Below are 12,451 nucleotides of genomic sequence, written 5' to 3' on the forward strand. Positions count from 1 at the left end.
CTTGATGGCGAAGATGATCTGCGCCTCGGTGAATTTTGATTTCTTCATGGCAATTCGCTTTTAAGACTATACGATTATTGCCCGCTTTCTCTACTTTACAACGGTCCGGTTTTTCGGGGGGAGGTCATTACAATTCAGAGTTGACAACGCATACTCTGAGCAAGCCATACTCCATGAAAATCAAAAACCGTGTCTGGCTATCGGCAGCGACTACGACGGGGTAGTTGATCCCTTGAATGAATTCCTGATGCAAGAGACCGTTGTGCACCTGGAAGAATTCCTGGAGCGCCATGCCTATAATTATATGGGCAACAGGGGGAAAGAGATACTTAAGCCATACAATCAAATTGATTCAGATGAGATTGTGCAAAGGATATTCCATTCAAATGCCATGGCCTTCATGAGAAAGTATTTTAGATAACCTACGGACGCTCCATACTTAAAAAATTTCTAAAGGAGCCTGATTTAAAGCTCAGCCAGGGAAAACATCCTACTGCACTCATACCAATTATACTTATTTCCAACGACAGCTTCAGACCAGCCAACATGATTGGTTTTGTTCATCCATTTGCCTGCTTGGTAATCCAGGCAGAGGAGATTATACATTCCACACCAGAATAACTGCCAGATATAGTGTACGTTTTTATTGTGCTTTCTTTGTTTCCGTATTCCCAGGCTTCAGATATCTTTACATGAATACCCTTATAAGCCAGGAAGTCAGAACTTATGAAGAATATAAATTGGGCAGGAAACATAGCCTACAGCACAGATAGGGTCCATTTTCCTGCATCAGTGGAGCAGGTGCAGAAAATTGTGAAGGAATGCCGCCATGTTAAAGCGCTGGGTTCTAGGCATTCATTTAACAGAATTGCAGACAACCCGGCAAATCAACTCTCATTAATCCATTTAAACAAGGTTGTCTCTTTAGACAAAAACGCCAGAACAGTAACAGTAGAGGGCGGCATGCGGTATGGTGAGCTTGCTCCTTACCTGCATGAGCAAGGTTACGCCTTGCCTAATTTAGCTTCCTTACCTCATATTTCTATAGTTGGCGCCTGCGCTACTGCCACCCATGGCTCTGGTGTGAAAAACACTAATCTGGCTACCGCTGTTTCGGCTCTGGAATTGGTGGATGCTGCGGGAGAAGTGGTCTCTTTGGAGAGAAAAAAGGATGGGGATTATTTCAGGGGAGCTGTTGTGAATCTGGGAGCGCTGGGCATCGTAACGAAGCTAACACTCGACCTGCAGCCTGCATTTCAGGTGAAGCAGGTGGTATACCGGAACCTGCCGATGGGTGAGCTGGAGCAGCATTTTATGGCTGTTATGTCCGGAGCCTATAGTGTCAGTTTGTTCACCACCTGGCAAAACAAAAGCATTAACCAGGTATGGATGAAGCACGTTGGGAAAAGTGGCCCCGAAGGGGTGAATCCAGATTTTTACGGTGCTACCCTGGCTACACAGCATATGCACCCGCTGGAAGAACTATCGGCTGAGCATGCCACAGAGCAGATGGGTATATCCGGCGCCTGGCACGAAAGGCTGCCGCATTTTAAGATGGGTTTTCAGCCAAGCGCAGGGGAAGAGCTGCAATCTGAGTATTTTGTTCCGATGGAGCATGGTTATGAAGCCATGATGGCCATTGAGAAACTACATGAAAAGATCACCCCATACCTGTTTGTTTCAGAGATACGGGCTGTTGCTGCAGACGATCTTTGGATGAGCCCTTTTTACAAAAGAGCCTGCTTTGCCTTCCATTTTACCTGGAGGCAGGAGTGGTCTGCTGTAAAGAAGCTGCTCCCGCTAATTGAGGAAGTGTTGGACCCGTTTCATGCGCTGCCGCACTGGGGCAAGCTTTTTACCATGGCCCCAGCAGTGCTTCAGTCACGCCTAAGTAAGATGCCTGATTTTAGAGAATTAATGGGGAAGCATGATCCGGCGGGGAAATTCCGCAATGACTTTATTGCCCAGTACCTGTTATGATGGCGTTAAGGCAGGCTGCAATAACCTATGCTGAACAGGTTGTTGCAGCCTGAATAAAACTTCCTGGAATCTCTTAAAAAGGTGTAATACAATTGCGGGTAGAAAGGTAAGGGGCAGGTTAAGGTAACATGTGTGCATGTTATGGCATTAAAAATGAACCAAAACAACCCGTATCTGCTATACAGTTGATATACGGAATTGAGACTTTGCAATACTGCTTTACCGCCTCCCTGAGAACATATCTCACACTTGGACGTTTTCCCTTAGAAATAGTATCGCCAAATTTTTTAGCAATAAAACTATGCCCGAACGACAGGTATACCGCATGCCAAAAGCCGGAAACATCAGGGATCTGCGTCTGACAACGGAAGCAATGCACAACCCTGAAGCGCACGAAGTGTGTGTGAAGGTAAAGGCGGTCGGGCTTAATTTTGCTGACATCTTCGCTATGCAGGGCCTGTACAGCGCCACGCCCGCAGGTTCGTTTATTCCCGGACTGGAATACTCAGGTGAAATTACAGGAGTAGGAAGCGAGGTGACGGAATGGAAGATTGGCGACAGGGTAATGGGGGCTACGAAGTTTGGCGGCTATGTATCTTACATCAACAGCCACCACCGGTACGTAATTCCCCTTCCGGATGATTGGAGCTTCGAAGAAGGAGCCGGGTTCCTGGTGCAGGGACTCACGGCTTATTACGCGCTCACAGAACTGGGGAATCTGCAGAAAGGCATGACGGTGCTTATACATAGTGCCGCAGGAGGAGTAGGTATACTGGCGAATCGCATATGTAAAAAATATGGTGCCTATACCATTGGCACCGTGGGGCAGGCAGGTAAAGTTGATTTCCTGCGGAAGGAGGAAGCGTATGATGCTGTCATTCTTCGCGACAGCTCTTTTTATGATAAGCTGAAAAACACGTTAGCAGACCGCCCGCTTCTGTTGATTATGGAATGCATCGGCGGAAAAATTCTGAAGCAAGGCTGGAAAGCGATGGCACCTATGGGGCGGATGGTGGTGTACGGCAATGCCAGCTTCTCCAGTCACGGTTCCACTCCGAACTATCCCAGGCTCATCTGGAAGTTTCTAAAGCGTCCGAAAATTGACCCCTTGCGGTTACCCACCCAAAACAAGTCACTGATGGGCTTTAACCTCATCTACCTTTACGAGCAAACGGAGATGATGCACCAGATGCTCCACAGACTGCAGGCACTGCAGCTGAGGCCACAGCATATAGGCCACGTCTATGGTTTTGATGAGATGCACGAGGCGATTCAACTCTTTCAGAGGGGGAATTCAGTGGGTAAGGTGGTAGTAAAGGTAACAGACTGATGTTGTCATACACTCAGGTATGAAAGCAGCTAAAAACCTAGCTTAGCTGTTGCAACGGGTACAACCTTAAAACAAGAACATTACGAAAAAGTCCTTACTTGGTTTCCTCTCTCTATCTCTTCTCTGGTACAGTTGCACGGCACCTAAAACAATGGAAAAGCAACCACGGCAGGTAATCCTGTTTTCGAGGGTTGGTATGCCGACCCTGAGGGAATTATCTACGGAGATACGTACTGGATTTATCCAACCTATTCAGCTCCGTTCGATGAGCAGGTTTTTATGGATGCCTTTTCATCTCCTGACCTGGACCCGGCATGAACGGATTATAGATACGGCAGAAGTAAAATGGGCGAAAAGGGCCATGTGGGGTCCAGGCGTTCTTTAGAAAGATGGCAAGTATTATCTTTTCTTTGCTGCTAACGATTTGCATGAGGGAGAAGTAGGAGGAATAGGCGTAGCAGTGGCAGATAAACCAGAAGGACCATTTAAGGACCTGCTAGGTAAACCGCTGATAAACGAAATTGTGAATGTCGCACAACCTATAGACCAGTTCGTGTTCCAAGACGGTGAGGCCTACTACATGTATTACGGTGGCTGGGGGCATTGCAATATCGTCAGGCTGAAGGATGACTTTACGGGTCTGCTTCCTTTTGAGGATGGCACCACCTATAAGGAAGTGTCTCCTGAAGGCTATGTGGAGGGCCCTTTTATGTTTAGGCGGAATGGAAGATACTACTTTATGTGGTCGGAAGGTGGCTGGACCGGCTCAGATTAAAGAGTTGCCTATGCGATAGCTGATTCGCCCTTCGGACCGTTCAAGCGATTAGACACAATTCTACAGCAGGATCCGGATATAGCCAGAGGGGCAGGGCATCACTCTGTTATTCACAATCCTGAAAAAGACCTGTGGTACATGGTCTACCACAGAAGACCTTTAAGTGAAACAGATGGCAACCACAGGATAACCTGCATTGACAAGATGGAATTTTATGAGAACGGACACATTAAGCCATTTAAAATAATGTTCGAAGGAGTGGAAGCGCAGCCGCTGGAGTAAAAGTAGTACGTTCTATGCATGTTTATTCCGGTTTATGGCTGGAGTACCTATGGTAAAAGAAAAAGAACTGGTTAATAAAGCTTTCTGAACAAGCCGATTAACCAGTTCTTTTTCTTTTAATGATTATTCCATTCTATATACTTTCCCGGTATGGCCGTGAGGGCCCGGTGTGTCAGAGGTCATAATGTATACCTCTCCCTCGGAGTCCTGTCCAAATCCCAGTAGGAATGAGTTTAAGTCTCCGGTAGGAGTGTTCTTGAACTTTACCTGATTGAAGTCTCCTAAGACTTCACCCATTCGTGGTTCTGCTATGAACACCTTTCCATTGGGCACATGATGGGAATCGCTCCAGGTGCCAAAGATGTACCGGCCATTCCAACGAGGCAGATTGTCTCCCCGGTATACATATCCACCCACAACCACAAGGCCTACTCCACCAGGCTGTTTTGCGTTTACAAACTGGATGACTGGCTCAAGGAGTCGATCACCCCATGGGGTCACATCAGGACATTGCGCATATGGGTTTTCAGGGTCTGATGCATTGAAGCAGAGCGTACCCTCCTTTACGTTCCAGCCATAATTGCCCCCTTTCACTATCAGGTTAATCTCTTCCCTCATTTCCTGGCCGGCATCCTGCGAGTACATCGCATGGCTACCGCCCATATCGAAGGAGAAGCGGTAGGGGTTGCGTAAGCCATATGCCCAGGTTTCATCCATACCGTCTTTTCCTACAAAGGGGTTACTGCCAGGGATTCCATAAGGCTGTGCTCCGTCCACATCAATGCGCAAAATGTCTCCCTTCAGGTTCTGGAAGATATCCTGCCCATTTCCACCCTCGTTCCGATCGTACCAATCCTCCACATGCCCCATGCCCTGGTCGTCGCGGTTTCCGCCGTCTCCAATGGAGATGTAGAGATAGCCATCCATAGGGCCAAAGGCAAGTGTTCCTCCATTATGATTAGAGTAAGGATGATTTTCGTGAAGAATGATTCTCTCTGAACCTTTGTCGGCCATCATGGGGTTTCCGGATACTTTGTATTCAGCCACTACGTTGGTATGGTCCCAGTCATCGGGCGCATCTGGCCAAAGGGGGGCACTGTAATAAACAAAGAAGCGGCCATTGCTGGCGTAGTTAGGGTGAAAGGCCAAGCCTAACAACCCGCGCTCATCATAATGATCTTGCAGTTCTATTATTTTATCGGAGATGTCGAGGAAAGGCTCTTCCTGTAGGTTACCGCCTTTAATGATTCTAATCTGGCCAGTTTGCTCCACCACAAAGAGATTGCCACTGCCGTCTGGAGCTTCTGTCAAGACAAGTGGAGCTGTAAGCCCTTCTGCCATTAGTTTCAGGCTAGGCTTTTGAGCAGGAATAAAAGGGCCCTCGTCAAAATCATCGAAAAGGTGACAGCCAGGAATAGCTGCGAGAGCAAAAAAGGCGAAAACTAAAAGAATACCGGACGGTTTACGGAGGAGTGGTACCCGCTTGGACCCTTTTCTCCAGAAGTAGTTTTTCATCATGGCTTAATATTTGAAATGTTATATAAAAATGAATATTTATAATGTAGAAGATATTTCTGCTTATTGCCCATTTGTTATATTCCTGCGTTGAACTCCCTTCTGGATTTCTCTAAAATTTAATTATTATAACCAAAATCACAGCTAATCAGGAGCTTTTAGTGTGAATTTTTACTATAACCCTCTTTCGTAACATCATTGTTATTTTAATAAAAAAATTCCTTAAGTCTAATTTTTATATACGCGCCTCATCTTAAGTTGATTAAAAACCTAAGGAAAATGCAGGTTTATGGGGTAAAGCACTAAAAGATTGAAGTGAAGAAGTATAGACTGAAGGTAAAGGAATTCAATAATTTTAATTCTGTTCAAACACAGGTAGAAGCCTGAAGAATGTCATATGAAATCGCTCGTAAACAACATTATATATAAGAGTATATCAGCGCCTGTTTACAAACTTTATCTTTCCTGATCCACCTGCTGAAATAAAAGTTGGTGGCGTTTCTGTTTACAAGCCAAATTGGCATCTAAAGAAGGTCGCTAGGTTTTAGCTGATATATTTTATTATATTAGGCTTATAAAGTATACTCTTATGGCATATTTCCTGAGTTGCGACTGGGGCACTTCTTCTTTTCGACTACGACTTGTTAAAGCTGAAAGTGCTGAGATAGTTGCAGTTAGAAAGTCTGATAAAGGAATAGCCACCACTTTCAATCAACTAGCGGAAAACATTCTTAACAACCCTGAAGCGCGGCTGCTTTTCTACCTGCGCATTATTAAAGAGGCTGTTTCTGAAATAGAAAAGGAAGTAAACATTCTTTTGGATGAAGTTCCGCTTGTTATATCAGGAATGGCTTCTTCCTCTATAGGCATGGCTGAACTGCCTTACCGTAGCCTGCCGTTCAGCATAGATGGGCAGGATATAGAAACAGCCTTGTTCAAAGCAAGCGTCCGCTTTACGCATCCTGTACTACTGATTTCAGGTGTAAGAAGTGAGGTAGATGTGATGCGCGGCGAGGAGACGCAGTTAATAGGCCTAGCCACAGAAAGTACTGCTGCAAGAGGAGAAGGGCTCTATATTTTCCCCGGTACGCATTCCAAGCATATCGAGGTAAAAGACAGGCAGGTTACTTACTTCAAAACATATATGACCGGAGAGTTTTTTGAGCTTTTGTCGAAGCAAAGTATCCTGAAGGCAGGAGTAGAGCCAGCAGGCGATGATTTGGAAAACCTGGGTTGCCTGGAAAGCTTTAAAGAAGGTGTGCTCCATGGCAGAAGTCATAACCTCCTACATGCTGCGTTCCGTGCCAGGACAAATGCTCTTTTTGATAAGCTCACCCGAAAAGAAAACCATCAGTACCTGAGTGGCCTGTTAATCGGGACAGAGTTAAAAGATATAAGAACCTCAGACGCATCGCATGTGTATGTATGCAGTGACGCCAGCCTGAGGTGGAGGTACGAAACAGCGCTGGATGTTTTAGGCCTGAAGGAGAAGGTGCATGTTTTTCCGGACGGGTGGGCGGATAAAGCCGTCGTAAGAGGGCAGTTAAAGATTTATAAACAATTTACCCATACAACATGACTACAGCATTTTCATGGGAAGCTTTCGAAAAGATTCAGGTGGTAGGAATACTACGCAATGTGCCGCCACAGCACATACAAACTCTTTTTGAAGTATACTTGGATGCCGGACTTACCACCATAGAAATCACCATGAATTCTCCGGGCGCTGCAGATACGATCTCCTCACTAAATAAAATCTTTGGAGACAGGTTAAATATAGGGGCAGGCACCGTTTGTACTTCCTATGACCTTGAAAAAGCGCTTGCTGCCGGAGCCCAGTTTATAGTGACACCCGTACTGGCAGAAGATGTTATAAAAGGTTGTGTCGAAAAGAAAGTGCCGGTATTTGCAGGAGCCTATTCGCCAACTGAAATATTCAGAGCCTGGCAGCTGGGTGCAAGTATGGTCAAAGTGTTTCCGGCAGGTCAGCTTGGTGTCCAATATATAAAGGAGGTGCTGGCTCCACTCAATAATATGAAGCTGTTGCCTACCGGCGGCATCACCCAAAGTAATTTCATTGAATTTCTGGAAGCAGGCGCACAAGGGCTGGGTATGGGGAGTCACCTGCTTCCTAAACAGCTTATAGAAGAGGAACGGTGGGATGAATTAAGCAGGCATTTGACTGGGTTTGTAGAGAAGTTTAAAAAATTTAAACAAAATAAAACCTGAAGTGGGGCTGATTGAATTACCCAATAGTCTTACGCTTCTTAACATGGATAAAGCCAGTACGAAGTGAAAATATCCCCAGTGGGGGTAGGGGCCCTGTATGTGGAGATTTTCAGGTGCCGCGGAAGCGGTAGCGCCCTGGCACAGGAAAACTCCCGGCGCGATGCCCTTAAAAGGGCCTCTACTCGCACAACGAGGCCGCCAGGACCAGAGAGCACAAGTTTCTACTATGGGATTATAGGCTTGTTGCCGCTGGATAAGCAGCAGCTATGGCAGCTTATACTTTTTCAACTGAATCAATCATCGAGTGCATCTTTGACTCTTAAAAGCCGCAACGCTAGTCTCGGGTAATTGTAAAGAATAAGAAGAATGAAAATTAAAAACTACGAACTATTCCAGGTGCCGCCGCGCTGGTTGTTTTTGAAAATTGAGACGGATGATGGGATAGTCGGGTGGGGTGAACCGGTAATTGAAGGGAAAGCAGCAACGGTGAAAACAGCCGTGGAGGAGCTGATGGACTACCTGGTGGGGAAAGACCCCATGCACATCGAGGACCATTGGAACGTCATGTACAGGGCAGGATTCTATCGTGGAGGCCCGATTTTAATGAGTGCGATTGCCGGTATAGACCAGGCACTGTGGGACATCAAAGGAAAGTATTTTAATGCTCCGGTTTACCAGTTGATAGGAGGTAAGGCCAGGGAAATTATGAAGGTGTATTCCTGGATAGGAGGCGACCGCCCGGCAGACGTGGGTAACGCAGCAAAAGAAATGGTGGCAAAAGGCTTTAAAGCTGTTAAGATGAATGCTACGGAAGAGCTGCAATATGTAGATACCTATGATAAAGTAGATTTTGCTGTCGCACGTATTGCGGCCGTCCGGGAGGCAGTTGGCCCAGCCGTAGGCATAGGCATTGATTTCCATGGCCGTGTGCACAAGCCGATGGCCAAAATACTGGCAAAGGCGCTGGAGCCTTTCCGGCCCATGTTTATAGAGGAGCCCGTTCTCCCTGAAAACAATGAGGCACTTCGTGAAATAGCCAACCATGTCTCTATCCCGATTGCCACCGGGGAAAGGATGTTTTCGAAGTGGCAGTTTAAGACGCTGTTGAAGGAGGGGTACGCGGACATCATCCAGCCGGATCTGTCGCATGCAGGCGGCATTACAGAATGCAAGAAAATCTTTTCGATGGCAGAGGCGTTTGATGTGGCCGTAGCGCCCCATTGCCCTTTAGGTCCCATTGCCCTGGCAGCGTGCCTGCAGGTAGATGCCACCTGCCACAATGCCTTTATACAGGAGCAGAGCCTAGGAATCCATTATAACCAAGGCAGCGACCTGCTGGACTACCTCGTGGACCAAAGCGTTTTTGCCTACCACGATGGCTATGTGAAAATACCGGAAGGTCCCGGACTGGGTATAGAAGTAAACGAAGCGCACGTCAGGAAAATGGCGGAAACCGGCCACAACTGGAAAAACCCGCTATGGAGGCATCCGGATGGCAGCATAGCAGAATGGTAACAAGATGAGCGAAACAACCTACCTCCTGATTATTACCGTACTGTCCATTCTGTTGCTGCTGGTGCTGGTAATGCGCCTGAAAATCCATGCCTTTATCTCGCTGCTCTTAGCCAGTGCTTTTGTGGGGCTGGCGGCCGGCATGCCGTTTATGGAGCTGATAAGAAGCCTACAGGCAGGTATGGGCAGTATTTTAGGGTTTATTGCCATTGTCGTTGGGCTCGGCGCCATTCTCGGAAAACTGCTCGAAGTATCCGGCGGTGCTGAAACGCTGGCACACTATATTATTAAAGCGTTTGGCGAGAGTAGAACCACCTGGGCCCTCATGCTCACCGGGTTTATCGTTTCTATTCCAGTTTTTCTGGATGTAGGCTTTATCATCCTTGTCCCCATTGTGTATGCCCTAGCTAAAAAGTCGGGCCTGTCGCTACTAACATTTGCTATTCCCCTGTTGGCCGGTATGGCTGTTACTCATTCCTTTATTCCTCCAACCCCAGGTCCGGTGGCCGTGGCGGAAATACTGAATGCCCCCCTTGGTTGGGTCATTGGAATTGGGATAGTGGTGGGTTTGCCGGCTGCCGTTTTAGCGGGACCAGTATTTGGGAAGTACATCAGCAAAAGAATCATAGTAGGGCCGCCAGACTTTGTGGAGTATAATGCGGAGAAGGTGTTGGCAAGCCGTCAGGATTTCTGGACCATCCTGTTCATTATCGTCCTTCCTCTCTTTCTCATTTTGATTGCCACCTCCCTTGATATGGTGGTGGGGATGGGGGAGTTGTCAGGGGAAAACTATTGGGTAACGCTGTTCCAGTTTCTGGGCCATCCCTTTGCCGCACTGACGATTGCCACGTTAGTAGCAGCCTACTTTTTGGGAATAAGAAAAGGTTATAAGGCGAAACAGCTACTGGAGTTCTCTGACAAGGCTTTGGCACCTGCCGGCTTAATTATCCTCATTACAGGAGCCGGAGGAATGTATAAGCAGATATTAGTAGATAGTGGGGCCGGGGAGGCGCTGGCGCAGCTATTTATCACGTATAATATAGCGCCACTCATCATGGCCTACCTCCTGGCAGTCATTATCCGTGTTATACAGGGTTCGGCTACCGTGGCGATGATCACGTCTGCTGGTATGATGGCACCCATTATTGTACAATTGAACATCTCCGACCCTATGAAAGCCCTTATTTGCCTGGCAATAGCTGCAGGAGCCACTATCTTATCTCATGTGAATGACAGTGGTTTCTGGCTGGTGAAAAAGTACCTGGGCTTAACAGAAAAAGAGACCCTGCAGTCATGGACAGTTATGGAGACCATTATCTCCGTATCTGCCTTTGTCTTCATCCTCTTTATTTCATTTTTTATCAGATGAAATTAGTAGGCGTCTCTGTGGAAGCTTTTTGAGTGCTATGTTGACGAGAATAGGAGATAACCAATGTTTACGCTTCCGTAATCTTTTATTTAACCAGGCTTAGAAAGTATCAGCCATAACCTGTAGACACTATGTCACTTGCCGACATTATTACACAAAGAATCCAGCAGGAAGGGCCTGTGTCTTTTAGCGACTTTATGGAAATGGCGCTGTATTATCCTGAATCAGGATATTATACCTCCACAGAAGATAAAATTGGTGTAAAAGGAGACTTTTATACCAGTTCTATTCTTACTCCAGCTTTCGGGGCTATGGTAGGAAGACAAATGGAACAAATGTGGGACTTATTGGGAAGAGAAGCTTTTACTATCGTTGAGTATGGCGCAGGAACAGGTTCACTATGTCATAGTATTCTGGCTTACCTAAAAGGAAATGAGCCTTTATATGATAAGCTGGAATATTGTATCATAGAAAAAAGCCCTGCATTGCGGGAAAAGCAGGAAAAGGCCTTACCTGAAAAAGTAAAATGGTACAATTCTATTCAAGATGTTCCTCCTATTACAGGGTGTATCTTATCGAATGAGGTAGTAGATAACTTTGCTGTCCATCAGGTAGTGATGGAGGAAGAGTTGATGGAGGTATTTGTGGACTATGAACAGGGCTTTGTTGAAGTGCTGAAACCAGCCCCCAAAGCGCTGACTCATTACCTGAACGAATTAAAAGTACAATTGCCGAAAGGGTTTCGCACAGAAATAAACCTGGAGGCCACCAAATGGATATCAGACATAGCAAAAGCCCTGAAGAAAGGCTATGTGATAACGATAGATTATGGGGGACTCTCTTCGGAGTTATACCGGGAGAGCCGGAGCGCCGGCACTCTTGTCTGCTACCATGAACACCAGGTTTTTGATAATCCTTACCAGAATATAGGAGAGCAGGATATCACCACTCATGCTAATTTCTCTGCCTTAATTCACTGGGGTTTGAAGGCAGGCTTAACTTGTTGTGGTATAACCAGTCAGGGTCAATTTCTGACGGCCCTTGGATTTAGTGAGTACCTTATGAATAACACAGACCCAGGGCAGGACATAATCCAGGCGGCAAGGAAAATAGCTTTGATCAACCATACATTGCTGATAGATATGGGCAGCAAATTCAAAGTGCTGATACAGGGAAAAGAGACACCTGAACAGGATCTTACAGGATTAAAGCGTTCTTAGCCCCTCTTTGCACCAATACAGTCCCCTCACTGGTACAAGGGGTGACGCTTCAAAGGAGACTTGCTCCAGCAGTTGCAGATCTGGCATAGCTGAAGCACCTGGATGAGGCGTAAGGAGTTTCCTTTTGAGGATTTCTGAGCTAATCTGCTACCTTCTTATTCACCTGCAACTACTTCCGTTCTGTTCATACAATTAGCGTATAGTTTACATTATACAATAGTATGTGTATCTTACCCGTT

General features: G+C 46.4%; 10 protein-coding genes and 1 pseudogene. 10 read left to right on the forward strand and 1 reads right to left on the reverse strand.

The genetic code is table 11. The features are described from left to right. Positions 1-247: 247 nt before the first annotated feature. The 4 genes and pseudogenes from ACFS7Z_RS24105 to ACFS7Z_RS24120 all read left to right on the forward strand — a co-directional run. Positions 248-421: a hypothetical protein gene (locus ACFS7Z_RS24105; protein ID WP_377490861.1), complete on the forward strand. Its 174-nt coding sequence runs from the start codon at positions 248-250 to the stop codon at positions 419-421. Between the two features lie 305 nt (positions 422-726). Next, on the forward strand, positions 727-1,980 hold the full coding sequence (locus tag ACFS7Z_RS24110) for an FAD-binding protein (protein WP_377490864.1): 1,254 nt from the start codon (positions 727-729) through the stop codon (positions 1,978-1,980). A gap of 301 nt (positions 1,981-2,281) precedes the next feature. Continuing rightward, complete coding sequence (locus ACFS7Z_RS24115; protein ID WP_377490867.1) at positions 2,282-3,310, forward strand: alcohol dehydrogenase catalytic domain-containing protein; 1,029 nt, start codon at positions 2,282-2,284, stop codon at positions 3,308-3,310. A 165-nt stretch (positions 3,311-3,475) separates the two neighbouring features. Then, positions 3,476-4,367, forward strand: a pseudogene (locus tag ACFS7Z_RS24120) (glycoside hydrolase family 43 protein); the annotation flags it as partial. Positions 4,368-4,490: 123 nt separating this feature from the next. Here the strand turns inward: ACFS7Z_RS24120 and ACFS7Z_RS24125 are convergent. Next, entirely contained in the window at positions 4,491-5,885 is a 1,395-nt protein-coding gene (locus ACFS7Z_RS24125) for a PQQ-dependent sugar dehydrogenase (RefSeq protein ID WP_377490870.1), read from the reverse strand. A 586-nt stretch (positions 5,886-6,471) separates the two neighbouring features. Between ACFS7Z_RS24125 and ACFS7Z_RS24130 the strand changes: the two genes are divergently transcribed. From ACFS7Z_RS24130 to ACFS7Z_RS24155, 6 genes are all read left to right on the forward strand, one after another. Next, positions 6,472-7,461, forward strand: a complete 990-nt coding sequence (locus ACFS7Z_RS24130; RefSeq protein ID WP_377490873.1) for a 2-dehydro-3-deoxygalactonokinase — start codon at positions 6,472-6,474, stop codon at positions 7,459-7,461. Continuing rightward, positions 7,458-8,111, forward strand: coding sequence for a bifunctional 4-hydroxy-2-oxoglutarate aldolase/2-dehydro-3-deoxy-phosphogluconate aldolase (locus ACFS7Z_RS24135; RefSeq protein WP_377490876.1), 654 nt, complete (start codon positions 7,458-7,460; stop codon positions 8,109-8,111). The genes ACFS7Z_RS24130 and ACFS7Z_RS24135 overlap by 4 nt, the downstream gene beginning before the upstream one ends. Positions 8,112-8,174: 63 nt before the next feature. After that, positions 8,175-8,459, forward strand: coding sequence for a hypothetical protein (locus tag ACFS7Z_RS24140; RefSeq protein WP_377490879.1), 285 nt, complete (start codon positions 8,175-8,177; stop codon positions 8,457-8,459). Between the two features lie 18 nt (positions 8,460-8,477). Further along, positions 8,478-9,626 carry a galactonate dehydratase gene (gene dgoD / locus ACFS7Z_RS24145; protein WP_377490882.1) on the forward strand — a complete coding sequence of 383 codons (1,149 nt, stop codon included), beginning with the start codon at positions 8,478-8,480 and terminating at the stop codon, positions 9,624-9,626. 4 nt (positions 9,627-9,630) lie between these two features. Further along, positions 9,631-10,992, forward strand: coding sequence for a GntP family permease (locus ACFS7Z_RS24150; protein WP_377490885.1), 1,362 nt, complete (start codon positions 9,631-9,633; stop codon positions 10,990-10,992). Between the two features lie 131 nt (positions 10,993-11,123). Next, positions 11,124-12,212 (forward strand): class I SAM-dependent methyltransferase, encoded by a 1,089-nt coding sequence (locus ACFS7Z_RS24155; protein WP_377490888.1) that lies wholly within the window; start codon positions 11,124-11,126, stop codon positions 12,210-12,212. Positions 12,213-12,451 lie beyond the last annotated feature (239 nt).

The sequence above is a fragment of the Pontibacter toksunensis genome (assembly GCF_042686245.1).
In the GTDB taxonomy this organism is placed as follows: Bacteria; Bacteroidota; Bacteroidia; order Cytophagales; family Hymenobacteraceae; genus Pontibacter; species Pontibacter toksunensis.